Annotated in this window: 23 protein-coding genes; 8 read left to right on the top strand and 15 right to left on the bottom strand. The window is 64.1% G+C overall.

Annotated features, from left to right (window positions below):
* Positions 1 to 169: 169 nt before the first annotated feature.
* Positions 170 to 1,381, bottom strand: coding sequence for an MFS transporter (locus R2N11_RS14810; RefSeq protein ID WP_199028228.1), 1,212 nt, complete (start codon positions 1,379 to 1,381; stop codon positions 170 to 172).
* 76 nt (positions 1,382 to 1,457) lie between these two features.
* On the opposite strand from R2N11_RS14810, the gene R2N11_RS14805 reads away from it, so the two are divergent.
* On the top strand, positions 1,458 to 2,480 hold the full coding sequence (locus tag R2N11_RS14805) for an AraC family transcriptional regulator (RefSeq protein ID WP_316681546.1): 1,023 nt from the start codon (positions 1,458 to 1,460) through the stop codon (positions 2,478 to 2,480).
* 35 nt (positions 2,481 to 2,515) lie between these two features.
* Here R2N11_RS14805 and R2N11_RS14800 read toward each other — a convergent pair whose 3' ends face one another.
* Positions 2,516 to 3,433, bottom strand: coding sequence for a LysR family transcriptional regulator (locus tag R2N11_RS14800; RefSeq protein ID WP_199028232.1), 918 nt, complete (start codon positions 3,431 to 3,433; stop codon positions 2,516 to 2,518).
* A gap of 287 nt (positions 3,434 to 3,720) precedes the next feature.
* Between R2N11_RS14800 and R2N11_RS14795 the strand changes: the two genes are divergently transcribed.
* Genes R2N11_RS14795 through R2N11_RS14785 form a run of 3 tightly spaced genes read left to right on the top strand, consistent with a single transcriptional unit; the run spans position 3,721 to position 7,774 of the window.
* On the top strand, positions 3,721 to 5,022 hold the full coding sequence (locus R2N11_RS14795; protein ID WP_316681545.1) for an MFS transporter: 1,302 nt from the start codon (positions 3,721 to 3,723) through the stop codon (positions 5,020 to 5,022).
* A gap of 26 nt (positions 5,023 to 5,048) precedes the next feature.
* Entirely contained in the window at positions 5,049 to 6,260 is a 1,212-nt protein-coding gene (locus R2N11_RS14790) for a M20 aminoacylase family protein (protein ID WP_316681544.1), read from the top strand.
* A gap of 35 nt (positions 6,261 to 6,295) precedes the next feature.
* Positions 6,296 to 7,774: an amidase gene (locus R2N11_RS14785; protein WP_316681543.1), complete on the top strand. Its 1,479-nt coding sequence runs from the start codon at positions 6,296 to 6,298 to the stop codon at positions 7,772 to 7,774.
* A gap of 16 nt (positions 7,775 to 7,790) precedes the next feature.
* Here the strand turns inward: R2N11_RS14785 and R2N11_RS14780 are convergent, their stop codons facing one another.
* From R2N11_RS14780 to pdhA, 3 genes are read right to left on the bottom strand one after another with little or no spacing between them, the layout of a single operon-like run.
* Positions 7,791 to 8,918 carry a dihydrolipoamide acetyltransferase family protein gene (locus R2N11_RS14780; protein ID WP_316681542.1) on the bottom strand — a complete coding sequence of 376 codons (1,128 nt, stop codon included), beginning with the start codon at positions 8,916 to 8,918 and terminating at the stop codon, positions 7,791 to 7,793.
* A gap of 3 nt (positions 8,919 to 8,921) precedes the next feature.
* Positions 8,922 to 9,902, bottom strand: coding sequence for an alpha-ketoacid dehydrogenase subunit beta (locus R2N11_RS14775; protein WP_316681541.1), 981 nt, complete (start codon positions 9,900 to 9,902; stop codon positions 8,922 to 8,924).
* On the bottom strand, positions 9,895 to 10,980 hold the full coding sequence (pdhA, locus tag R2N11_RS14770) for a pyruvate dehydrogenase (acetyl-transferring) E1 component subunit alpha (RefSeq protein WP_316681540.1): 1,086 nt from the start codon (positions 10,978 to 10,980) through the stop codon (positions 9,895 to 9,897). Before pdhA ends, R2N11_RS14775 begins: the two co-directional genes overlap by 8 nt.
* A 259-nt stretch (positions 10,981 to 11,239) precedes the next feature.
* Between pdhA and R2N11_RS14765 the strand changes: the two genes are divergently transcribed.
* Entirely contained in the window at positions 11,240 to 11,449 is a 210-nt protein-coding gene (locus R2N11_RS14765) for an HP1242/YdcH family protein (protein WP_316681539.1), read from the top strand.
* A gap of 13 nt (positions 11,450 to 11,462) precedes the next feature.
* Here R2N11_RS14765 and R2N11_RS14760 read toward each other — a convergent pair whose 3' ends face one another.
* Complete coding sequence (locus R2N11_RS14760; RefSeq protein ID WP_021194492.1) at positions 11,463 to 12,125, bottom strand: glutathione S-transferase family protein; 663 nt, start codon at positions 12,123 to 12,125, stop codon at positions 11,463 to 11,465.
* A 268-nt stretch (positions 12,126 to 12,393) separates the two neighbouring features.
* Between R2N11_RS14760 and R2N11_RS14755 the strand changes: the two genes are divergently transcribed.
* Entirely contained in the window at positions 12,394 to 13,719 is a 1,326-nt protein-coding gene (locus tag R2N11_RS14755) for a polyhydroxyalkanoate depolymerase (protein WP_316681552.1), read from the top strand.
* Here the strand turns inward: R2N11_RS14755 and R2N11_RS14750 are convergent.
* Positions 13,690 to 14,598, bottom strand: coding sequence for a LysR substrate-binding domain-containing protein (locus R2N11_RS14750; protein ID WP_316681538.1), 909 nt, complete (start codon positions 14,596 to 14,598; stop codon positions 13,690 to 13,692). The two genes, R2N11_RS14755 and R2N11_RS14750, sit on opposite strands and share 30 nt — an antisense overlap.
* A gap of 141 nt (positions 14,599 to 14,739) precedes the next feature.
* On the opposite strand from R2N11_RS14750, the gene R2N11_RS14745 reads away from it, so the two are divergent.
* Positions 14,740 to 15,429: an FMN-dependent NADH-azoreductase gene (locus tag R2N11_RS14745; RefSeq protein ID WP_316681537.1), complete on the top strand. Its 690-nt coding sequence runs from the start codon at positions 14,740 to 14,742 to the stop codon at positions 15,427 to 15,429.
* Positions 15,430 to 15,598: 169 nt separating this feature from the next.
* Here the strand turns inward: R2N11_RS14745 and R2N11_RS14740 are convergent, their stop codons facing one another.
* The 7 genes from R2N11_RS14740 to R2N11_RS14710 form a co-directional block, all read right to left on the bottom strand.
* Positions 15,599 to 16,477 carry a hypothetical protein gene (locus R2N11_RS14740; protein WP_199028253.1) on the bottom strand — a complete coding sequence of 293 codons (879 nt, stop codon included), beginning with the start codon at positions 16,475 to 16,477 and terminating at the stop codon, positions 15,599 to 15,601.
* Positions 16,478 to 16,831: 354 nt separating this feature from the next.
* Positions 16,832 to 17,680 (bottom strand): phosphodiesterase, encoded by an 849-nt coding sequence (locus R2N11_RS14735; RefSeq protein ID WP_316681536.1) that lies wholly within the window; start codon positions 17,678 to 17,680, stop codon positions 16,832 to 16,834.
* Complete coding sequence (locus R2N11_RS14730; protein WP_316681535.1) at positions 17,680 to 18,753, bottom strand: ABC transporter ATP-binding protein; 1,074 nt, start codon at positions 18,751 to 18,753, stop codon at positions 17,680 to 17,682. Before R2N11_RS14730 ends, R2N11_RS14735 begins: the two co-directional genes overlap by 1 nt.
* A complete protein-coding gene (locus R2N11_RS14725) occupies positions 18,750 to 19,556 on the bottom strand; it encodes an ABC transporter permease (RefSeq protein WP_316681534.1) in 807 nt (268 codons plus the stop codon). The genes R2N11_RS14730 and R2N11_RS14725 overlap by 4 nt, the downstream gene beginning before the upstream one ends.
* Positions 19,553 to 20,404 (bottom strand): ABC transporter permease, encoded by an 852-nt coding sequence (locus R2N11_RS14720; protein WP_316681533.1) that lies wholly within the window; start codon positions 20,402 to 20,404, stop codon positions 19,553 to 19,555. The genes R2N11_RS14725 and R2N11_RS14720 overlap by 4 nt, the downstream gene beginning before the upstream one ends.
* A 2-nt stretch (positions 20,405 to 20,406) precedes the next feature.
* Positions 20,407 to 21,450, bottom strand: a complete 1,044-nt coding sequence (locus R2N11_RS14715) for an ABC transporter substrate-binding protein (protein WP_199028262.1) — start codon at positions 21,448 to 21,450, stop codon at positions 20,407 to 20,409.
* Positions 21,447 to 22,523: a LacI family DNA-binding transcriptional regulator gene (locus tag R2N11_RS14710; protein WP_316681532.1), complete on the bottom strand. Its 1,077-nt coding sequence runs from the start codon at positions 22,521 to 22,523 to the stop codon at positions 21,447 to 21,449. Before R2N11_RS14710 ends, R2N11_RS14715 begins: the two co-directional genes overlap by 4 nt.
* A 271-nt stretch (positions 22,524 to 22,794) precedes the next feature.
* On the opposite strand from R2N11_RS14710, the gene egtB reads away from it, so the two are divergent.
* A complete protein-coding gene (egtB, locus tag R2N11_RS14705) occupies positions 22,795 to 24,102 on the top strand; it encodes an ergothioneine biosynthesis protein EgtB (protein ID WP_199028266.1) in 1,308 nt (435 codons plus the stop codon).
* A gap of 40 nt (positions 24,103 to 24,142) precedes the next feature.
* Here egtB and R2N11_RS14700 read toward each other — a convergent pair whose 3' ends face one another.
* On the bottom strand, positions 24,143 to 24,979 hold the full coding sequence (locus R2N11_RS14700; protein ID WP_316681531.1) for an ankyrin repeat domain-containing protein: 837 nt from the start codon (positions 24,977 to 24,979) through the stop codon (positions 24,143 to 24,145).
* Between the last annotated feature and the right edge of the window lie 13 nt (positions 24,980 to 24,992).

Below are 24,992 nucleotides of genomic sequence, written 5' to 3'. Positions count from 1 at the left end.
TTACCGATCACCCCCAAGAAGAACCGAACCCCGCACAAAGTGCACGCCCGTGCCGACATTTGAATGTGGCTGGGAGGGCGACACTTCAACCTCGGCTGGACAATAGCAGCCCAAGCCAAGCAGCAGTGCAGCTGGCAAGCTGGTTAGCCCGCCAGCACGCAGCCACTGATCACTCAACCAGCACTGCCGCCGTCTCCACACGCTTCGGCACCCCCGTCACAATCGTAGCAACAGCAATGGCCAGCACCACGGCCGCACCGATAAACACGCCAGAGGCGCCGTTCGCATCGAACACGACCCCGCCAACAGCAGCGCCGGTCGCAATCGCGAGCTGCACAGCAGCGACGATCAGGCCACCCGCGCTTTCCGCCTCGTCGGGCACGGTGCGCGTCACCCACGTTGACCACGCCACCGGCACGCCGCCGAACGCCATTCCCCACAGCGCGATGAGCACGGCGTCGATCACCGGCGCACGCCCCAGCGCGACCAGCGCGATGCCGAGCACCACCATCAGCGCCGGCATTGCGATCAGCATTGGCCGCAGCCGATGCTCAAGCACGCGGCCTGCAAGCGATGTGCCGACGAAGTTGGCGATGCCGTAACCAAGCAGGATCGCCGACAGCCCGTTCACGCCAACACCGGCAACCTGTTCGAGGAACGGCCGCAAATACGTGAAGAATGCGAAATGGCCGGTAAATACCAAGATCGTCGCAAACATGCCCACACCGACGGTCGGCCGGCGCAGCACGTCAATCAGCGTGCGCAGCCGCGTTGTGCCACTCGGTGCCATCGACGGCAGCGTTGCGACCTGCGACATGAAAGCCACCACACCGAGTACTGCTGCAGCCATGAACACGTTGCGCCAGCCGATCAGGTGGCCGAAATAGCTGCCGAGCGGCGCGGCGGCGATGGTGGCGACGGCCACCCCGCTGAAGATGATCGACAGCGCGCGCGGCACCATCGCGGCTGGCACGAGCCGCATCGCCGTCGCGGTTGCCATGGTCCAGAAGCCGCCGAGTGCAATGCCGAGCACCACGCGGCCGATGAGAATCGTCGTCAGATTGGTCGCAAATGCAACCGCAAGATTGGATGCAACGAGCAGTACCGAGAATGCCAGCAGCACGCGGCGGCGGTCGATCGTGCGGGTCGCGGCGGCGGTCAGCAGGCTCGTAACGAGGGCCACCGCAGCAGTCGCCGTGACGGCCTGCCCGGCAACGCCTTCGGTCACGCCCAGGCTTTCGGCCATTGGCGTGAGCAGGCTGGCGGGCAGGAATTCGGCCGTGACGAGCCCGAACACGCCGAGCGTCATTGCAAAGACTGCGCCCCAGGCCGGTTCACGGGGAGCCGCGATGGAGGCGGCAGCGGAGATTCCGGGATTCATGCGTCGTTCCGTATGAGGAAACATCAGGGAAAGTACCAATAGGGCCACATGGTAGGGGCCGATGATGGGACGGTCTATGACATACAATCCGTTATTGTTGATTGATCGTCCGGAACCCATGTCCGAGCCCCTGCTGTCTCCCCTGCCCGACGTGCATGACCTTGTCAGCGAGTTGTTGCTGGGCATGCGGCTGAGCGGCGTCCAATACCGCCGCATCCAGGTTGCACGGCCCTTCGGGTTGAGCTTCGGCCATGCGCCGGGTCGCGCGCAGTTCCATTTCGTTGGGCGTGGCCCCGTGCTGCTGCGGGACGCGACCGGCGCAACGACATGGCTTGAAGCCGGTGATGCGATCCTGCTGCCGCACGGCAGCACGCATGCGCTGATGTCCGACGTGGATGCCCCGTGCCGCGAGATCGCTGGCTTTGAGGCTGCAAAGATCTGCGACACGGTTGCGTCGGTCGGTGTGTCGCCGACGTGCGCCGGGACGGAGCAGACGGCCGGCGATGCGCTGATCTTCAGCGCGTGCATGGAGCTGGATCTGGGCGGTATGCAGCCGCTCGTCGGCACGATGCCGGAGTTCATGCATGTCGGCACCCTGCTCGCGCGCTACCCCGAAATCCGCCCGATGCTTGATGCGATGGAGCGTGAATCGTGCTCGGAGCGCGCGGGTTTTGCGGGCATCCTGGCGCGGCTCGCCGATGTGGTGGCTGCATTCATCGTGCGTGGCTGGGTCGAGTGCGGCTGCGGCGATGCCACAGGCTGGGTGCAGGCACTGCGCGAGCCGAAGCTTGGCCGCGCGATCGTCGCGCTGCATCGTGATCCGGGCCGCAACTGGAGCGTTGCAGAGTTGGCCGCGCAGGCGGGCGTGTCACGCTCCGTGTTTGCCGAGCGCTTTCTTGCGGCGACCGGAATGACCCCGGTGCGCTACCTGACCGAGCTGCGGATGCGGCTTGCCGCACAATGGATCGCGCGCGACCGCGAGACGATCGAAGCCGTTGCTTACCGGCTCGGCTATGGGTCGCTCGCCGCGTTCAGCCGTGCCTTCAAGCGGGTGGTCGGACGGCCACCGGGAGCGGTACGCGCAGAAAGCGGCGCGTGATGCACCACGCGTGCCGGCCGTCGTCTTGCCGACGTTCAGCGTTGGCGATAGCTCTGCGCGAAGTGCCGAATCTCCTTGCTGAACTCCGCACAGGCATGCGTCATCAGGTCAGCCGACCGATAGACCATGTAGACGTGGAAATCCGGTAACTCGTCTTCCATCGGCAGCACGTCCAGCGAGCCAGGCACCATGCGCAAGGGGCCGCCGGTACCGCTGAAGACAAAGTCCGACCACATGCTGATGAGATCGGTCTTGGTGGCCAATTGCAGCCCGAGCAGATTGGATCCGCTCAGCACGATACGCCGTGGAATGTCGAGCCGGTGCAACCGCATCAGGCTGACCATCGGGCTGCCGGGGTCATCCAACGGGTCCAGCACCAGCCAGTCGGCATCCAGCAGCGGGCGCAGCCGGCGCACGCGTCGTAGCGGATGGCCCGGCCGTACCGCAAGGCGCATCGGTACGGAGAACAACGGCTCCCACTGGAAGCTGCTCGTGCCGGGTCCGCTGTTGCTTGAGATCAGTGCGAGATCGAGCCGCCCTTCGCGCAAGCCTTCCAGAAGCTGCTGTGGACGTTGCTCGAAGCCGCGTAGTGCAACGTTGGGAAAACGCGTGCGCAGCGCTGCCATTGCATCAGGCAGCGGCCCGCTGGACGCCACGGCGGTAAAGCCGATGTTCAGTTCGGCCTCCGCATGCCCGCGGATGGATTCAATATCTTCCAGCGCGTGACGCAACTCCTGCTCGACCACGCTGGCGCGCTTGACCAGCGCCATCCCATACGCCGTCAGGCTCACACCACGCACCGAGCGCGACAGCAGCGTGACGCCAAGCTCGCGTTCCAATTCAGCAATGGCCTTGGAGAGCGCCGGCTGGGATACGTGCAGGCTGCGCGACGCCTCATGGATGCTGCCGTGCTGTGCCACCGCCAGCAGGATGCGCAATTGGTGCAGCTTCATGTGGCTCCTCCTCTTTTTCTCCTGGGCTGGGCCCTCGCGCGGGGCAAGCCACTTCACCACGGTGCGCCCCGGCGATAGGTGACGCGGCCGTCTCTGCACGTCTGATGCCTGTCGGGCAAGGCTTCGCGGGCTTTCCCTGATGGCGGATATGCACCGGTTATGACAGTGATTCTATTTGGTTATCGGGATGAATATTTGCGATTTTTTCTGCGCGCGCGTTCCCGGAATACTGCAAACGCCCAAGGACTCACAGAAGCCCTTCCTCAACATCATGGACGGAGACCCCCATGAACGACGCCACCCTGCAGCCGGCCCTGCCCGCCTCGGCCATTGCCGCACCCAAGCCCGCCAGTCAGGCCCGGCTGATTGCCGCGTGTTCGATCGGCAATGCGCTGGAGATGTACGACTTCACGGTCTACAGCTTCTTCGCGCTGATGATCGGCAAGCTGTTCTTCCCGTCGGATAGCGCGTATGGCTCGCTGCTGCTGGCGGTGGCGACGTTCGGCATTGGCTTTGTGATGCGGCCGCTGGGTGGTTTCGTGATCGGCAACTATGCCGACCGCCACGGGCGCAAGGCCGCGATGACATTGACGATCGGTCTGATGGTGATCGGCACGCTGTGCCTGGCGGTGGCGCCCACATACGCCAGCGCGGGCCTGTTTGGGCCCCTGGTGCTTCTGGCGGGACGTCTGCTGCAGGGCTTCTCATTGGGCGGTGAGATCGGTGCATCGACCGCCATGCTGATGGAGTCCGGCGGCATCAAGGGGCGTGGTTTTCGCGTGAGCTGGCAGTTGGGCAGCCAGGGCATCGCCGCACTGTGTGGCGCGCTGACTGCGGCCATTCTGTACGGCAGTCTGTCGTCGGAAGCGCTGCAGAGCTGGGGCTGGCGCGTACCGTTTTTCCTGGGCCTGCTGATCGCGCCCGTCGGGCTCTATATCCGCTCGCACCTGGATGAAACCCATACGGCCGAAGCGCACGCACCCAGCCCGCTCGGCATGCTGTTCCGCGAGCACGGTGGGCTGGTGGTCAAGGGCGTTCTCACCATCATCGGCGGGACGGTGGGCACATACCTGGTGATCTATTTCATGCCGACCTACATGATCCGCGAGCTGCATCTGCCAGCGTCGCTGTCATTGCTCGCAGGTTGCGTAACCGGGCTGACCAGTTTTGGCGCTGCGCTGCTTTCCGGCTGGCTGGCAGATCGTCTGCCGCGCCGCAAGCCGCTGGTGGTGGGTGCAACGCTGGTGACCGTGGTGCTGCTCTATCCGGCCTTCTGGCTGATGACGCATTCCCCGAGCGTGCCGCTGGTGCTGGCGCTGTCGGCGCTGCTGACCGGCAGCCTGTACCTGGGCACCACGCCGATGCTGCTCATGATGATGGAGCTGCTGCCCATCAAGGTGCGCGCCAGCGGCCTGTCGGTCATCTACGCGATTGGGGTGACGGTGTTTGGCGGCTCATGCCAGTTTGTCGTGACCTGGCTGCTGGCCCGCACCGGCAATCCGCTCTCCCCTGCCTTCTACATGATGGCGTGCAGTGCCATCACGCTGCTGACCGTACTGAGCCTGCGCGAAGCGCGCGAGTCCCACTAACCCCCTATTTCGACAAGGACCCCAACATGACCAAAGCGCCTACGCTCACGCCCTTCCAACTGTTGCCGCATCTGCTGCCCCCTGTCCACATCGACGCAGAAACCTTTGTCAACATCCGCCGCCAGATCCATGCCCAGCCCGAACTGGGTTTCGAGGTGGGCGCCACGAGCACGCTGGTCGCCGATCTGCTGAAAAGCTGGGGCTACGAGGTGCACACCGGCATCGGCAAAAGCGGCGTGGTTGGCCAGTTGAAGCTCGGCAGCGGCACGCGCAAGCTCGGCATCCGTGCTGACATGGACGCCCTGCCCATCATTGAAGCGACTGGTCTGCCCTATGCCAGCCGCAACCACGGCAAGATGCACGCCTGCGGTCATGACGGGCATACCGCCATCCTGCTGGCGGCAGCCAAGGCATTGGCCGACAGCCGCAACTTTGACGGCACGCTCAACCTGATCTTCCAGCCCGACGAAGAAAACCTGTGCGGCGCACGCGCCATGATCGAAGACGGATTGTTCGAGCGTTTTCCATGCGATGCGGTGTTCGCGCTGCACAACATGCCGGGCGTGGAGGCCGGCAGCTTCCGCGTATTGCCGGGGCCGGTCAGCCTGTCTTCCGATGTGGCCGATGTGACCATCAAGGGGGTGGGCGGACACGGTGCGATGCCGCACCGCGCGAGCGATCCGATCGTGGCATCTGCGGCCATCGTCACCGCGCTGCAAACCGTGGTGGCACGCAATGTGGCACCGGATGACACCGCTGTGGTATCGGTTGGTTTCATCCGTGGCGGCATGACGCACAACGTGATTCCCGAGTCTGTGACGATCGGCGTCAACGTACGCGCGGCACGGCCGGAAACGCGCGCCATGGTGGAAAAGCGTATCCGCGAGATCGTCAGCCTGACCGCACAGGCACATGGCGTGGAAGCGCAGATCGACTATCGCCAGCTCACGCCGCCCATGGTCAATACCTTGGCAGAGACCCAGCTTGCGCAGCAGGTTTGCACTGAGCTGGTCGGCGCAGACAAGGTCGTCACGCAAGCGCCCAAGGGGCTCAACGGTAGCGAAGACTTCGCCTGGATGCTCAATCAGGTGCCCGGCTGCTACCTGATTCTGGGCAACGGCGAAGGCGAATTCGGCGGCTGCATGGTCCACAACCCCGGTTACGATTTCAACGATCAGGTGTTGCCGCTGGGCGCAGCCTGCTGGGTGCGACTGGCGCAAACCTACCTGACCGCCTGATTGCCCGATGAGCGCCTGAGCCGCAGAAGAGAGCCATGCAGAACACCGCCCTGCCCCCCGCAGCAACGCATTCGATGACCCAGCAGGAGATCGTGCAGTGGAGCGCGATCGAGCTGTCCAGGCGCATTCACGCGCGTGATGTTTCCTGCGTGGAGGTCATGGAAGCCTTCCTGGCCCAGATCGACCGCCTCAACCCAACGGTCAACGCCGTGGTGGCCCGTGTCGATCCCGCGTGGGCGATCGACCAGGCGCGCGAGCGCGATGTGCTGCTATCGCAAGGTCTGTCGGGCGGCTGGATGCATGGCTTTCCGCAGGCGCCCAAGGATCTGACGGCTGTCGCCGGCATGGTGACGACGATGGGTAGCCGTGCGCTGGCGCGCAATGTGCCGGCACATGACAGCATCATGGCGGAGCGCCTGCGCCGGCAGGGCACGGTGTTCATCGGCAAGACCAACACGCCTGAGTTCGGCCTGGGCTCGCATACCTACAACCAGGTCTACGGCATCACGCGCAACGCGTGGAACCCCGCACTCTCGGCTGGGGGCAGCAGCGGCGGTACGGCAGTTGCGGTGGCGCTGCAGATGCTGCCCGTGGCGGACGGCAGCGACATGATGGGTTCGCTGCGCAATCCCGCCGCGTGGAACAACATCTATGGCTTGCGCCCCAGTCTTGGCCGCGTGCCTTACGGCCCCACCGGCGACGTGTTCTTTCAGCAGTTGGGCACCGAAGGCCCGATGGCGCGTAGCCCGCAAGACCTCGCCTGGCTGCTCGCCACGCAGGCGGGCTACGACCCGCGCGCGCCGCTTTCATTGCAAGACGATCCTGCCGGTTTCACGCAGCCGCTGCATCGGGATTACCGGCAGATGCGCATTGGCTGGCTGGGCGACTTTGGCGGCTATCTGGCCGTTGAGCCGGAGGTGATGGCCGTCAACGAGCGCGCACTGAACACCTTCCGGAACCTGGGCTGCCAGGTTGAAGCTGTGCAGCCGTTCTTCCCGATGGAGGCGCTATGGGAATGCTGGTGCACGCTGCGTTCCATGATTGTGACCGGCAACCTGGGTCAGCTGTACGCCAACGCGGCAACGCGAGCGCTGCTCAAGCCCGAAGCGATCTGGGAAGTCGAGCAAGGTCATGGCCGTGGCGTGGCAGACATCAACCGCGCCACCGCGACCCGCGCGCGCTGGTATCAAGCGTTACTGGCGCAGTTTGCCGAGTACGACTTCCTGGTACTGCCAAGTAGCCAGATCGCGCCGTTCCCGGCCGAGGAGCACTGGCCCAAGACGGTTGCCGGCCGCGCGATGGATACGTATCACCGCTGGATGGAGGTCGTCATCGGCCCAACGCTTGCCGGTGTTCCAGCGGCAAGCTTGCCGTCGGGCTTCACAGCCGATGGTCTGCCACTGGGCCTGCAGGTGATTGCACCACCGCGCTCAGACTTTGCCTTGCTGCAGCTTGCTGCCGCATGGCACGAGGCGTTTGCGCCAGCGCACAGCACATCGCCCTTGCTGCGCTGATCGCCGACAGAACGGACTACGCGGCCGCTTCCAGATCGGCAATCACTGCCGCCAGGAATCTTGCAGCCTCACCGCCGGTCACGACGCGGTGGTCAAACGTCAAGCTCAGCGGCAAGACACGGTGGATGGCAGGCGCGCCGCCGGCCGCAACCACCTGTTCGTGGATACGCCCCGCGCCCAGAATGGCCACCGTGGGCGGCACGACGATCGGCGCGGCATATTTGCCCGCGATCATGCCGAAGTTCGACAGCGTGATCGTGTTGCCGCGCAATTCTTCCGGTGGAATCTTGCGCGCCTTGATGTCAGCACGCATGCGGTCAAGCCCCGCGCGCAGGTCGGTGGCATCCCGATGCGCCACGTTGCGCAGCACGGGCACGAACAATCCGTCGGGCAGATCCACGGCAATGCCCACGTCGATCTTTTCCAGCACGTGGCGCCGTCCGGCATTGCCGTCAAACCAAGCGTTCAAGCCAGGCACCGCACGGCAACCAGCCACCAGCGCGCGAATCAGGCGGATCGTCACGTCGGTGCCCGGTGCCCAGGCGTGAATGTCCGCATCGTCGATGACGGTGGCGGCAGCCACCTCGTTCTGCGCACGGGCCATGTTCTGTGCCATCGCTCGCCGCACGCCGCGCAGCACTTCGGGCGGGCCCAGGTCGGCAAACGTCTTGGCTGCGCGTTCGACATCGGCGGCGGTGATCACGCCATCCGGCCCCGATGGCGTCACCATCGAGAGGTCCACATCAAGCTTGCGTGCCAGCGCCCGGACAGCAGGCATCGCCTTGACACCACCCGTGCCTGCGCCGGCAACTGCAGCGCCCCGGCCCACCACGGCGGGCGCTTCGTGCACCACGTGCTGCCCCGCCGGCATCTGGCCGACCACCGTGCCGGCATCGGCATCGCCCCCACCGGCGCCCTCAAAAGCGACCAGTGCCGCGCCAAGGTGCACGATGTCGCCGGGCTGGCCGAATAGCTTGGCAATGCGGCCGGATTGCGGCGACGGAATTTCCACGATCGCCTTGGCGGTTTCGACGGACACCAGCGGCTGATCCGCCTGGATGGTGTCACCCACGTTGACGTGCCATTGCACGATCTCCGCCTCTTGCAGCCCCTCACCGAGGTCCGGCAGTTTGAAGACGATCATTGTTCAGGTGCCCTCCAGCGTTTTCCTGGCCGCCGCGAGAATGCGCTCTTCGCTCGGCAGGTAGTGGTGTTCAAGCCGGGGCAGTGGCATGACCACGTCGTAGCCTGTCACGCGCTGCACGGGCGCCAGCAGCGAGTACAAGCCATGCTCGGCAATGTTGGCGGCAATCTCCGCGCCTACGCCTGACGTGCGGGCGGCCTCGTGCACGATGACGCAGCGGCCGGTCTTGGCCACCGATGCCAGGATCGAATCCATATCCAACGGCTTGAGCGTGGCCACGTCGATCACCTCGGCGGCGATGCCCTCTTCGGCCAGCGTGTCTGCGGCGGCCAGCGTTTCCTGCAAGGCACCGCCCCAGCTCACCAGCGTGAGGTCGGTGCCGTCGCGCAGCACGAAACAGGTGTCCAGCGGCAAGGCTTGGCCGTCGTCTTCCACCGGTTGCTTGAACACACGATATAGCCGCGTCGGCTCGAAGAAGATCACCGGGTCCGGATCGCGAATGGCTGCCAGCAACAGCCCATACGCCCGCGCTGGAGACGACGGCACCACCACGCGCAACCCCGGCATATGCGTGAACAGCGCCTCCGGGCTCTCCGAGTGGTGCTCAGGCGCGTGGATGCCGCCACCGCTGGGCGCGCGAATCACCATCGGGCACGACAGCCGCCCGCGCGTGCGGTTGCGCAGCCGCGCGGCATGGTTGAGCACGTTGTCGATGGCCGGATAGATGAAGCCGCTGAACTGGATCTCGACCACCGGTTTGAGCCCGACCGCCGCCATGCCGATGGCCGTACCGGCCAGCGCCGTTTCCGCCAGCGGGGTATCCATCACACGCTGCGCCCCAAACCGCGCCTGCAAGCCCGCCGTGGCACGAAACACGCCGCCGTTGACGCCAATATCCTCGCCCAGCAGCACGACGGATGGATCGTGCTCCAGCGCATGCGCCAGTGCCAGGTTGACGGCCTCGACGAGGTTGACGTCAGCCATGGCTGCCTCCGTTGGAGGCGAATGCCAGCGCCATGGCGCGCTGCCATTCCAGTGCGCTGGGCAAGGTCGCGTACAGGTGGTCGAACATCGCATCCGGCCCAGGGGGGTCGACGGCCATGTACGCGGCAACCGCCTCTTCCACCTGCGCATAGCAGGCGCGGCCGAGTTGTTCTTCCTGCGCCTTGTCCCACGCATTCATGCTGGTCAGGTACTTGCGCAGTCGCAGGATGGGCTCGGCTTCCCAGGCTTGCTTGACGATGTCGGAATCGCGGTAGCGCGTGGCGTCGTCGGCGGTGGTGTGGTCGCCCAGGCGGTACGTCACGGCTTCGATGAGGGTGGGGCCGCCCCCTGCCCTGGCGCGATCCAACGCTTCCTGCGCGGCTTGCCGCACTGCAATCACATCGTTGCCGTCGACCTGCAAGCCGGCAATCCCGGCGGCAACGGCTTTCTGCGCCAGCGTCTGCGCAATGGTCTGGCGACTGCGCGGCATCGAGATTGCCCACTGGTTGTTGTTGATGATGATGACCAGCGGCGCATTCCATACGCCCGCGAAGTTCATGCCTTCGTAGAAATCGCCCTTGGATGTGCCCCCGTCACCGATGATGGCGACCGCCACACGTGGCTCGCCGCGCAACTGGAACGCATAGGCCGCCCCCGCCGCATGGCAGACCTGGGTGCCGATCGGCACGCAGTTCGGAAAGTCATGGGGCACCCTGCTGAACGCGCTGCCACGCTCGTCACCGCCCCAGTACAGCAGGCTCTCGGCCATTGTGACGCCGCGCAGCAATTGCGCGCTGTGGTCTCGATAGGACGGAAACAGCACGTCGTCCGGGTGCATGACGCTGGCGACGCCCACGCCAATCGCCTCCTGCCCCACGGAAGACGCAAACGTGCCGAGCTTGCCGGTACGCTGCAGCGCAACCGCCTTGGTGTCGAATGCACGGGTGAGCACCATCGCGCGATACAGCGCGAGAAGCGTTTGCACATCCTGCGCAAACGCCGGGAGTGTCTGAACCGGCTTGCCCTCGCGGTCCAGGACCTGCAGATAGTCGATCTGAAAGCTGCCGACCGTGGTCATGACTGCAGCCCCTTTTGTTCTTTTGGTCTCCTTCCCACACTAGACGCTGGGCGACCGAAAACAAGCCAGCCCAGCCTTTTGGCTGAGTCGGGGTGGCGATTTCGTTTTTGCGGTGCAGCGTGCCAGATCGCCGCTTTCCTGATCTTGCGTGGCGCTTGATGGTCGCGCCGTAGCACTTTTCCACATGCTGCGTAACACAACTCCAGTTCGGCGAAAAAGCGTGACGGGACAATAGCGCCTCGTTTCCTTTCACGGAGCCATGATGTTTTCTGAGTACCGCGAGCGCGTCACGCAACTCAAGAGCGAGGATGCGCAGTTCTCCAAGCTGTTCCGCCGCCACCAAGTGCTGAGCGTGCATATTCAGAACATGGAAGCCAATATCCGGCCGGTAGCCACCACGGTTCTGGAAGGCTTCAAGCGCGAAAAGCGGATGCTTGAGGATAAGCTTCGCACCATCTTGCGCGCCTGAGCCCGCACGGCGCTCAGAACTCCACGTCCAGCTCGTCAATGTCCTCGGTCTCAAGCTGGGCGGCTTCCATCCATTCGCGCACGAACGGATGTTTGAGCACGGTCGCGCAGTACCCGGCGATGTCCGGGTCGAGCTTGACATCGTAGGTGAGAAAGCGCGTGACGACGGGGGCGTACATCGCATCGGCCATGCCGGGCGCCTTACCGAACAGCCACGGGCCACCATAGCGCTGCAGGCATTCGCGCCAGATGGCGACGATGCGCTCGATATCGTCCTGCGCACGCGACCAGACCCGGAAGTTTGGAAACTGCGCGCGCAGGTTCATCGGCAGTGCAGAGCGCAGTGCGCTGAAGCCAGAGTGCATTTCGCCGCAGACGGCGCGGCAATGCGCGCGCGCCGCGCGGTCGGCCGGCAGCAGATGCGCTTGCGGACGGATCTCGTTGAGATATTCGGCAATGGCAAGGGTGTCCCACACCTTGATGCCCTCGTGGTGGAGACACGGCACGAGAATGGACGGCGAGAGCAGCAGCAACTCCGCGCGCGCGGCCGCATCATCGACCGGCACCACCACCGTTTCGAATTCGATGCCTGCCAGCCGGGCAAGCAGCCAGCCACGGAACGACCACGACGAATAGTTGCGGCTGCTGATGGTCAGCGTAGTGGTCGTCCGGCTCATGGCGGTCTCCGTGGTTGCCTGCCTGGGCGCGCTTCACCAAATCTGGACGTTCTGCACCGAAACGCCGCATGCGCACCATTGCATGACGTGGCACGCAGCCCGCGCAAAGCGCGCCGCCATGCCCTGGCGCGCGCTAGGTTGCCCTGGATGGCGCGCCGTGTCTGGCGATTCGCAAACACCATGCCAGTGCAAACCGGTCTGGCACATGACTTGCCTTGCCTCATGTCTGACCAATGCGCCCACGCTGCAGGCTTGCGCCAACGACGCCATGAACATCCTTGCCTATCCCGCCTACCAGGCCATCACGGAGTTGATGCGGCCGTGGCGGGATGCTGCAGCCATTGCACGGGCAACGATTGCCGCGACCCCCGCACTGGCCGAGAGCCCGCAAGGCCGCTACATCGATGCCTGCTGTGAGCTCGTACAGATGGCCGGCCTATCGCACCACCGGCCGCCCTTTGGCATTGACACCGTGCACGCGTGCGGTGAGCACGTCGCCGTGACGGAAGAGGTCGTCTGCAACACGCCCTTTGGTGCCTTGCTTCATTTCCGCAAGGCAAGCGGTCCACAACAACCGCGCGTGCTGATCATCGCGCCGATGTCCGGACACTTCGCCACACTGCTGCGCGGCACCGTGCGCACCATGCTGGCCGACCACGATGTGTACATCACCGATTGGCACAACCCGCGCGACATTCCGCTTTCCGCAGGCAGTTTCGGCTTTGGGGACTACGTTGGCCACGTCATCAGGTTCCTGCAGCAACTCGGGCCCGATGCCCACCTCGTGGCGATCTGCCAACCCACCGTGGCCGCGCTGGCTGCCGTGGCGCTCATGGCCGAAGACGGCGACCCCGCCCAGCCCGCCAGCATGACGCTGATGGCCGGGCCGATCGATTGCCGCATCAATCCGACCAAGGTCAACGCACTGGCCAACAGCCGGCCGATCGAGTGGTTCGAGCGCAACCTCATCAGCGTGGTGCCGGCGGGCTTTGTGGGCGCACAGCGGCGCGTGTATCCGGGCTTTGTGCAGTTGTGCGCGTTCATGTCGATGAACCTGGATCGGCACGCGGCGTCGTTCTCTGACCTGCACCACGAGCGCGCAAAGGGTGACCCGGCCAAGGCTGAGGCAATCCGCAGGTTCTACGAGGAGTACTTCGCCACCACGGATCTGACGGCCGAGTTCTACCTGGAAACCGTGAGCACTGTGTTTCAGCAGTACGCGCTGCCACTGGGGGAGCTGCACGTAGGCGGTCGGCGGGTCGAGCCGCGTGCCATCCGCCATACCGCACTGCTGACCATCGAGGGCGAGAAGGACGACATCTGCGCGGTGGGCCAGACCATGGCCGCACAGGACTTGTGCAGCAGTCTTCGCCCGTACATGAAGCGGCACCACGTGCAGACCGGCGTGGGGCACTACGGTGTATTCAACGGCCGCAAGTGGGAAACGCAGATCTACCCGATGGTGCGCGCCACCATCCATGACCACGAGCCGCGCGCGCCCAAAGCTGCCACTGCGTCGCGGGCCGGTGGTCAGGTGGTCAGCCTGCGCGAGTGGGTCGAATCTTCAAAGGCTACGGCTTCCGGCCAGCCGTAGCCAATCCCACACGGCCCGTGCGGCGCCTTCCTCCAGGCGCGTTGCCGGCGCGACCGCCCAGAAGGCATAACGGCGGATGACCGGCCCGTCGAACGGCTGCACGAGCGTGCCCGCCTCCAGCGCGTCGCGCACCAACGGCAGGTTCGCCAGCACCACGCCCTGCCCCGCCACGGCCGCAGACATGGCATGCCCGTCGTCAGACAGCACGATGCCCGACGCGATCTTGAGCACGTGTTCGATGCGCGCGGCACGGGCCCACAGAGGCCAGCCGATGGGTTGCGGCAATGTGCGCTGCCATTCCGAGTGGATAAGCGGCACACGCGCCAGATCGTCGTGCGAACGGATGTTCAGCCCTGGGTGGCAGACCGGTGCATAGGCATCGTCAAATAGGTGTTCGGAGACGAGGCCAGCGCTGGCGGTAGGCGGCTCGCCATAGCGCACGGCCAGATCCGCACTGCCGCCATGCAGGTCGACCACCGTATCGGACGCATGGATGCGCAGATCCACCTCCGGATGCTGCGTGGCGAACTCACCGAGTCTGGGCACGAGCCAACGCGCGGCCAGCCCCATTGGCGCGGTGAGTGTGACGCGCTGGCGCACCGGCTGCACCGCGGGAGCGCGGATGGTATCGATGGCCTGCGCAAACGCATCAAAGCCGGTGTTGAGCACCGGATACAGTCGCTCGCCGGCCTCCGACAACCGCAGCGCGCGCACCTGCCGCTCGAACAGCGTCACACCCAGCGCCTCTTCCAGGCGGCGGATCTGGTGGCTGATGGCCGTGGGCGTGACCGACAGTTCGTCGGCGGCGCGCTTCATGCTGAGATGGCGTGCAGTGGCCTCAAAGGCACGCAGCGCGCTCAGGGGCGGGAGTTTTCGCATGCGCGGATTGTGTCACGGGTGCCGTGTCCTCATGGTCTGCATGGATGATTTCAAGTCATCCGTCGCGCGCAAAACATGTCGTTTGTCGCAGTGCAGCGCGGTTCATAGAGTGGGCACACCTCCACTCATAACGGATTCGACATGACCCGTCTTTTGCACCTCGACTCCAGCGCCCGGCCGGGCAGTTCCGACACGGCCCGCCACGGTTCGCACACCCGCCGGCTTACGGCCCGCTTCGTGGCGCGCTGGCGCGAACGTGAGCCCGATGCGCATATCGTCTACCGAGACGTCGGCGCCCAACCGCCGTCGCCCGTGGATGGCCACTGGGTGCATGCCGCATTCACGCCGCCCGCGCAGCGGGAACCGTGGATGCACGAAGCGCTGGCGCAAAGCGATGCGCTGGTCGACGAGTTGCTTGCCGCAGACGTGATCGTGGCCGGTGTGCCCATGTACAACTTCGGCATGCCCGCGCAGTTCAAGGCCTACATCGACAACATCGTGCGCGTAGGCCGCACGTTCGGCTTCGACCGCAGCCGCGCAGGCGAGCCCTACTGGCCCCTGCTGGCTGAGATGAACAAGCGCCTCGTCATCCTCAGTTCGCGCGGTGACTTCGGCTATGGCCCTGGCCAGCGCATCGCCCACCTGAACCATGTGGAAGGCGGCGTGGCCACGGCGTTCGGCTACATCGGCATCACCGACGTGGCGTCCGTCGCCATCGAGTACGACGAGTTTGCGGACGATCGGCTGCATGCGTCGATTGTGTCTGCTGAAGCCGATGTCGATGCGCTGGTGGCGCGCATGGCGGCAAGCACCGCCGCTAAGGCAGCTTAGTCGATCAACCGTCCATCTGGGTTTAGTTTTGTGTGCTGGCGTGAATACACGCGATGCTCGGGAGCACAAACAAATATCGATTGATTATTGGCGCGCCAAGTGTTTTTTCGGCAGCACTACCATCCGCAACGTAAAATTTTCACGAATGGCAGCGCGAAGGATAATTGTATTATGATTCCAGTTTTAAAATAACTCGCCTTTGAATGGGGGCACTCGCCCCACCGGATCCGTACCAAAGTTCCGCATTGATGCCATTTATATTTCCACTTGAGTCATAAGTTGGTGATATAAAATTCAAATGCATATCTGTTGTTTCAATTCCAAAATGAGCCATCACAGGAGAAGATTCACTCCCAATTAAAGACCCGGGAAAGGAACTCCAGTTATTGCGACGTTCCGGATTCTCTCGCTTAAAAGTCTGATGACCCTCATTTTCCTCCAGCGAAGATCTGAGTTGCGTATTGACCATGCTCACGGTGGAATCAGGGTAGATTGTCAACTTGTCTCCTTTAATCAAGCCATTCTGGCACAGCGCGCCTGCGTCTTCAACAATGTACACGGCAGCACCTTGTTTCGGCGTCCAATCGCTCACCAGCGTTCCATCCGGTATTCTTTTCTTTTGATAGCGCACCACTTCTCCATCTTTCACATACGGTGATCGCCTCAGAGTAACTCCGGTTTGAATTTCTCCATTAAAATTTGATTTCACAAGCTCGCAGACCGCGCTGGCATCAATTATATTTCCACTGGAGTCATAAGCTAATGGCGTAAGCCGCACGAAAACCATATCCGTGCCCGCCATAAAATCAAAAGTCACTGGAAGGTTAAATGGCTTCTTGATCACGCTTTCAATACCGCCTTTAAACTCTTTCCACTCTGGAATTCGTGCCGCAACCAACTTCGCCGCGCCGTTGTGTGAAATAGTTAAAGTGTCACCCCTGCTCAGTGTTCTGGGTTTGGCTGCAATAATGGTACCTTCATCGTCAACAACGAAGACGACGTCGCCTTCTTTCGGTGTCCAGTCGCTCACCAAATTTCCGTCTGCCATATAACCTCCAAATGATGCAGATATGAACCCATGCCAAATTTAGCATCGGGCAATCAATACATTTAAGACAAGCAAAGACAGGTTGGGTCGCGCCGGATGCGCGCACAAAAATAGTGCACACATTGTGAGTCAATGATGCTCAGGCAATCATTTCCGGCACTGTCGAAGGCTATGCAGAGAACAGCCCATCGTCAAAAAATGAAGGGGCGCTTCTTTTTTAATGATGGCGAAAACCCACCGAACCGCTTGGAAAATGAATCTTGGCCTGGATGCACAAGAAATTGAAAGTTCTTCGTATGCTGCGTAAGGCGCAAGCTGGCCTCATCGGCGGCCAGCATTACTCCTCAAAACGACTCAATCAATTAATCTTCCATCGGCCTCAAAAAACGGGTGCGGGCCATCGAATTCGCCAACGTAAGCGAGATGGCTCACCAGCCCCTGGCCTGGCACCCAGGCATGCACCTTGTAGGCGGGCGGCTCCATCACAAAGCCGGGTTCGCCCGCGGGGTTCAGGTCCAACGCCACCTGATGCGCCGGTGATGGGCAGGTCGATGCCACCGTGCCCGCAAAGCGCACGTCAATGGAGCGATGCAAATGGCCGCAGATGATGCGCTCGACGTTGCCCGCCGCACGCACGATCTGCGCAAACGGCGGGATGTCGTCTTCGGCCAGCGACTGCACATCCATGTGATGGATTCCGGTGGCAAACGGCGGATGGTGCATGGCAATCACCGTCGGACGCAGCGTTTCCTGCGCCAGCGCTTCGGCCAACCAGTCCAGGCGCTGCACACCCAGGCGGCCGCCCGGGTGGCCGGTGTCCAGCGTGTCGAGCACGATCAGACGCACATCGCCAAGGTCGGCCCAGTACTGGAATGCATGCGGGTCTTGTGCGGCAGCCGGAATGGCCGCGAGCCAGTCGGCAAAGGCGTCGCGTGCGGCATCGCGGGCATCATGGTTGCCGAGCACAGGCAGCATGCGGATGCCTGCCGCATCCAGCGGCGCCAGCACGGCGCGCAGGTGCGCGTATTCCTCGGGGGAGCCAGCATCCACCAGATCACCGGTCAGCACAATGGCCTCGGGGCGCTCAGGCTGTGCAAGGATGTGCGCCACGGTGTGTGCCAGATAGGCGGCAGAATCCACACGCCGATATGCCAGCCGCCCCGGGCGCTTGATATGAAGGTCGGTCAGTTGCAGAAAGTGCATCACGCTTGCAAGGTGAGGAGCCGGTCTGCCGGAACATCAAAGCCGACCGCGTGGCCCGGCGCAAAGTGCTGGCGGCCGGGCACGTCAATGAACAACGGCATGGCCGAAACGCCCGCCACGCGCACACGGGTGCGGAACCCGAGAAACACCGCCGATTCCACCGTGCCCTTGAGCGCAGCGTGCGCCGGATCGGCCAGTACGGCGTCTTCCGGGCGGAAGAACACCGTATCGGTTCCATCCTTGCCCTCGCCTGCCAGCACGGGCACACGACCACCCGCGCAGACAAATGCACCATCGCGCAGCAGGCCATCGAGCCGGTTCATGATGCCGATGAAATCGGCCACATGCCGGTTGGCGGGCTGGAAGTAGATCTCGCGTGGCGTGCCGATCTGCGCGATGCGGCCGGCTTCCATCACGACGATGCGATCCGCCAGCGCCATCGCTTCTTCCTGATCGTGCGTCACGTAAATGGTGGTGATGCCGAGGCTACGCAGCAGGCGGTCCATTTCGGCGCGCACAGATTCGCGCAGCTTGGCGTCGAGTGCCGTGAGCGGCTCGTCGAGCAGCAGCACGCGTGGCTCCGGCGCCAAGGCGCGTGCCAAGGCCACGCGCTGGCGCTGGCCGCCGGAGAGCTGGTCGACAGCGCGATCGGCATACGGTGTGAGATGCATCATCTCCAGCAGCGTGTTCGCACGGACGCTGATCTGTGCGTCAGACAGGCCATTCAGGCGGCGCTGGATGCGCAGGCCGTATTCCACATTGCCGCGCACGCTCAGGTTGGGAAACAGCGCGTAGTTCTGGAACACCATACCGACGCGGCGGCGCTCGATGGGGCGCGCGGTGACATCCTCGTCGCCAAAGCGCACGGTGCCGCCCGCATCCGGCGCTTCCAGCCCGGCTACGATGCGCAGCGTGGTGGTCTTGCCGCAACCCGAGGGGCCGAGCAGCACGACGGTTTCACCGGCGCTGATATCGAGGTCGAGTGGGTCCAGCACACGCTGGCCGCCGAAGTGCTTGCCGCAGCCGCGCAGCTGGATCGGCACGGGTGCGAGATTGAGAGAGTCTTTGCTCATCGGGAGGTCTTTCCGTTGCGGGTGTCGCTCGTGCGCAGCCCGCCAAAGCGCTGCATCAGTACCAGCAGCGGCACGATCATGACGAAGAAGATCAGCGTGTAGGCGCTGGCAATCTCCAGGCGCATCGACGCATAGGTGTCGGCCAGGCCGACCGGCAGGGTCTTGGTCTGCGGCGTGTGCAGCATCCAGGTCAGGTTGAATTCACCCACTGACAGCGTCACCACCGTCAGCGCGCCGGCCAGGATGCCGGGCTGCACATTGGGCAGCACGATGGTGCGAAAGCGCTGCCAGAACGACGCACCCAAACTGGCGGCGCCCTCCTCCAGCGTCTTCAGGTTCTGCCCCGCACACACCGCCGCTACCGAGCGCACCATGAACGGCAGCGTGAACACCACGTGCCCGACCACGATGAACCACAGGCTTTCGCGAAAGCCGCCGAACCCGCCATACGCAACGATCAACCCCAGTGCTGTCGCCAAGCCCGGCAGCGCCACAGGCAGCGTCAGGAATTCTTCGATCAGGCGGCTCGTGCGGCTCTGACGGCGGGCCAGCACATAACCGGCCGGCACACCAGCGGCCAGTACGATCACCAGCGTGCACAGCGCCACCAGCAACGACATCCAGATCGACGCCTGGTACATGTCCCACACCTGGGCGACCCAATCCAACGTCCAACCGCTCTTGAAACCGCGGATGTAGTTGCGCGTCAGGCCCACAGCCATTGACAGCACAACCGGCACGATCAGGAACAGGCACAGCAGCAGCGTAATCAACCACTGCGAGAGAGAAAGCAGGCGTTTCATGCCGCCGCTCCGGTTTGCCCGCCGCTTGCAGTACGCGCAATCGCCAGCACCAGCCATGTCACCACACCCAGCACGACCGACAGCGCTGCTGCCATCGCAATGCCTGCGTTGAGCGTGAATTCGGTGTAGATCGTCATCGGCAACACGTCGATTTCGGTGGCAAGCGTGAAGGCCGTGCCGAATGCGCCCATCGAGGTCGCAAAGCAGATGGCCCCCGAGGCGATGAGCGCGGGTGCGAGCCCCGGCACCAGCACGTCGCGCGTGACCTGCCAAGACGATGCCCCCAGCGAGCGCGCGGCCTCTTCCAGCGAGCGATCGAGCTTTTCCGCCGCCGCCATCACCGTCAGCACCACGCGCGGGATCGAGAAATACAGGTAGCCGAGAAACAGCCCGCCGATCGAATAGGCGAAGACCCATTTCTCGCCGGTCAGCGCACGCGTCAGGTCACCCAGCAGGCCTTGACGCCCGGCCAGCAGGATCACCATGAAGCCGACCACCACGCCCGGAAACGCCAGCGGGAACGTCAGCATGGCGGTAATCAGCCGTTTGCCCGGCACGTTATGGCGCACCAGGAACAGTCCAGCAATGGTCGAGAGCACGAGCGTTGCCAGCGTCACGGCCACCGACAACACGACCGTGGAGACAAGGCTACTCAGATAGCGCGGCGTGGTCAGCGCTGCCGTGTAGGTGGCGATCAAGCCTTCACTGCCACTCACACGCAGCAGCGCAGCCATTGGCAGCAACCAGAATGCGCAGAACAACGCAACGGCCGGCGCCAGCAACGCCACCCGCCACCGTGCGGGCAGTACCGCATCCTCTGGCAAGGTGGTTCGGGTGACGGTGCTCATGCTCAGCGGACCTCGTCCAGATAGCGCGTGCCGAAGGCCTGCTGGCCTGCTGCCATCTTGTTGAAGTCGACCGTCTTCACGCGGGCGTATTCACTGGCCGGCAGGAAGCGTGATGCCGCTTCCTTGCTCATGGCATTGGCGCGCACCGGGCGCAGGTAGGCGTTGGCCCACAGCGCCTGGCCTTCATCCGACAGCACGAAGTCCAGCACCTTCTTGGCGTTGTCCGCATGCGGCGCGCCGGCGGTCAGGCTCATCACGTACGGCACAGCAATCGAACCTTCTTGCGGGATCACGAACTCCACGTTGGCGTGGTCCTTGTACTTGGCGCGATAGGCGTTGAAGTCGTAGTCCAGCAGGATGGGGATTTCACCGGCCACGACGCGGGCGTAGGCCGTTTGCTTCGGCACGATCGGCGCGTTCTTCTTCAGTTGCTTGAACCACTCAATGCCGGGGGTGAAGTTGTCCAGCGTGCCGCCCAGCGCCTGGTTGACTGCCACGGCGCCCACATAGCCAACGAATGCGCTGCTCGGGTCCAGGTAGCCGACCATGCCCTTGTACTCAGGCTTGAGCAGGTCCTTCCACGAGCGCGGCACCGGCTTGCCTTCCAGCGCGTCCTTGTTGACGAAGAAGCCCAGCGTGCCGGAGTGGATCGAGAAGAACGCGCCGTCCGGGTCCTTCATGCCGGCCGGAATGTCTTCCCAGTGCTTGGGCTTGTAGTTGGCGACCAGCCCCTTCTCCTTGGCCTGGTAGGCGGACGTAATGCCCAGGTAGGCCACGTCGGCCACGGGGTGCGACTTCTCAGCCAGCATCTGCGCGATGGCCTGGCCGGAGTTCTTGTTGTCGAACGGCACGGTAATGCCGGTCTTGTCCTTGATGGCCTTGATCTGGCTGGCCCAGTCGGCCCACTCCGGCGGGCAGTTGTAGCAGATGGCGACCTGCTGGCCGGCCGGCTGGGCCTGCACTGGCGCGGCCAGGCCGAAGGCGCCAGCAGCGATGGTGGCACCAGCAAGGCCGCACGCGCGCAGCCATTGAACGAGACGTTTCATCGAGACGCTCCTTGCGTATCAGACGTGAGGGAAGAAGGCACAACAGAAAGCGATGCGGGCGCTGCTGGCGCTCGGGCCAGCGTGCCGCCATGCAGCAGGCGATGCGGTAGCGTGATCGATGGCACGACCTCACCCGCGATGCGGCGCGCCAGCGCTTGGGCGGCACCCTCGCCAATCTGGCGATGCGGTTGGGCCACCGTAGCAAGCGTGGGCATGAGCCACTGCCCCATCGCCAAGCCGTCAAAGCCGATCACGCTCACGTCTTCCGGCACGCGCAGGCCCATCTCGCGCAGCGAGCGGATCGTGAGCAATGCCAGGCGGTCGTTGCTGCAGAAGATGGCGGTCGGGCGCGGCGGCGCCAGCAGGCGGGCCAGTTCGGCGGGCAGCATGACATCGGCGTTGAAGTCGATTTCCACCGGTGGCTGCGGGGCAATGCCGGCGGCTTCCAACGCCTCGCGGTAGCCGTCGTGTCGTAGCGCCGCACGGTCGGACGCCGACAGCGTGCCGGTCAGCATGCGGATCTGCTTGTGGCCCTGCGCCAGCAGTGCACGGATGGCATCACGCGCAGCGGCCCGGTTGTCGACCGTCACGCAGCAGCGAGCGGGAATGCGCGGCTGGCCGACGGTGTCGTTGTAGACCAGCACATACGGCACGTGCTCGGCGTCCAGGCGATCGAGGTGGGGGTTGGCCGCGGCATCGGCCACCGTCAGGACCAGCCCATCGACGCGCTGCTCCAGCAGGGTCTCGATGGCGCGTGCTTCGCGCTCGAGGTCGTAGGCGGTGGTCATGAGCATGACGCGCTGGCCCGTGACGGACGCCGCGTCCTCAATGCCCTGCATGCACTCCGCAAACACCGGGTTGGCCAGCGAGGGCAGCACCACGCCCAGCAGACCGGTATGCATTGCGCGTAGCTGGCGGCCCAACGCGTTGGGGCGGTACTGCAGCGCATCCATGGCGGCCTGCACGCGGGCGAGCGTCTCAGCGCTCACACGTTCCGGCGTATTGACCGCACGCGACACGGTGGCGATGGAGATGCCCGCCCGCGTTGCCACGTCTTTGATGCTGCTTGCCACGGCGCCCTCATTTGAATTTGTAAACGTTTACATCCTAGGTGACCGGAGTGACTGTTTCATGACAAGCGATGCTGCGCTGCAGCCATCACTGCAACGCAGCATGGCCACTGTTGCGCATAGAAAAGTTACAAAGCTCGCATATGCTTCTTACGAAACCGAGACATGCGCGGGTGAGCATGGCGCGCCAGCGTGCGCTCTGCAGCATGGCCCACTTGCTGCTCTGCCGTTCTGATCGCCTGTTCTTGCCGCCAGCCTGGAGACTGAAGACGTCATGCGCGTATCGCCCGCCTTCGATGTGCCCGCCAATACCCGGCCTGCCCTGCCCGACCTCCTGCAGCACTACAGCGCCGTGCGGACACAGTCCCTGGCACTGGCTGCGCCGCTGTCGGACGCCGATGCCACCGTCCAGTCGATGGACGACGCCAGCCCCGCCAAATGGCACTTGGCCCACACCACGTGGTTTTTCGAAGAGTTCATTCTCGGCCCCAACGTGGCCGGTTACCGCTCGCCGGATGCGCGCTACCGCTACCTGTTCAACTCGTACTACGAGACCGTTGGCGCAAGGCATCCACGCCCACGCCGGGGCATGCTCACGCGCCCGACACTCGATGCGGTGCGCTCCTATCGCGCGCATGTGGATGCGGCCATGCAGCGCCTGCTGGCCGAAGGCGTGTCTGCGGAGCTTGCCCGGCTGATTACGCTCGGTCTGCATCACGAGCAGCAGCACCAGGAGTTGCTGTTGACCGATCTGCTGCACCTGTTTGCGCAGAACCCACTGTGTCCGGCCTACGCGCAGACACGGCCCGCACCCGTACGCGCGACTGGAGCCCAACCAGGCTGGGTCGCATTCCAGGGCGGCGCCGCACAAATCGGCAAAACCGATTCCGGCGCCGATTTCATGTTCGACTGCGAGGGCCCGCGCCACACCGTCTGGCTGGAGCCCTACGCACTGGCAACACACCCCATCACCAACCGCGAGTGGATCGCCTTCATGCAGGACGGCGGCTATCGCCAGCCCACGCTGTGGCTATCCGATGGCTGGGCTTGGGTGCAGCGCGAAGGGATCGACGCCCCGCTTTATTGGCGCTCTGACGTAGATGGCGCGGAGGGTTGGCAGCAGATGTCACTGCACGGTCTGCACCCCGTTGACCTGGATGCACCCGTCACGCATGTCAGTTTCTACGAGGCCGATGCCTATGCCCGCTGGGCCGGCGCTCGCCTGCCCACGGAAGCCGAATGGGAGCACGCCGCCGAGGGCATGCCGGTGCAAGGCAACTTCGCCGATCGCGGCGCGCTCATGCCATTGCCCGACCACGGCATCGCCCAGGCCGGCGGACTTCGGCAACTCTTCGGAGATGTATGGGAGTGGACTGCCAGCCCTTATGGCCCCTACCCGGGCTTTCAGCCGGCCGAGGGCGCCGTGGGCGAGTACAACGGCAAGTTCATGTGCAGCCAGATGGTGCTGCGCGGCGGGTCATGCGTGTCGCCCGAGGGGCACCTGCGGGCGACGTACCGAAATTTCTTCTATCCGCACCAGCGCTGGCAGTTCACCGGAGTGCGGTTGGCGCGGCGGGTGTGACAGGTATCACAGGCATCACACCCGTCCCGCATTGTCGGGCTTAGTTACCACGCAGTTCGCCCGGCGCCACGCGGCTGCTGCCATTGCTGTTGAACAGCGCATCGGTTGGGGTACCGATTGCATCGCGATTGCCGGATGGCGCTGCGGCCGGCTGAGGCGCTGGCTTAGGGGCCGCCATCGGCGTCGGTGCCTCTGGTGCTGCAGGCTTGGCCGCAGGCGCGGGCTGGCCAGACTGCGCAGCCAGCTTGCGCCGGCGTGACTCCAGCCCCGCGGCAATCTCGTCCTGGTGATACCGCTTGGCAAAGTCGATCACGTCCATCTTCTGCTGATTGCGCAGGTTCATGTCCGCGCCCTCGTCCAGCAGCAGCTTGACCGTGGTGATGTGGCCGTTCATGGCCGCCATCATCAGCGGCGTCGTGGCGTTGGGGCTTTCCGCATCAATGTAGGCGGCGTGGTCGAGCAGGTATTTGACGACGTCGTCGTGCCCGTTGGTGGCGGCGTAGTGCAGCGCGGTCCAGCCGGTCTTGTTGACCTCCACCTCGTACGTTTCCACCATCAGCTTCACCATGGGCAGCAGGCCCTGGTAGGCGGCCATCATCAGCGCGTTCTCGCCGGCGGCGTTGGTGCGCTCGAAATCGAGGTTCTTGGCACGGATCAGCGCCTCGGCCACTTCGATGTTCTTGTCCTTGAGCGCGTCCACCAGCAGCGGCGTGCCTTCGCGCGTGTTCAGGTTCGGGTCGACGCCCTGCGCAACGTACTTCTGCACCAGCACTGGCCGGTTGTATTCGACGGCAGCACGCAGGTCGTCCTGTGGCGTGGCGAGTGCGACGCCCGACAGGGCCATCGTCAGCCCGACGGTCAATGCAATTTTTTTCATGCCGAACTTCAAG

This window comes from Ralstonia flaminis (assembly GCF_958415495.1).
GTDB lineage: Bacteria > Pseudomonadota > Gammaproteobacteria > Burkholderiales > Burkholderiaceae > Ralstonia > Ralstonia flaminis.
The sequence above is the reverse complement of the archived record's forward strand: the minus strand, read 5'-3'. Positions and strand labels throughout refer to the sequence as shown.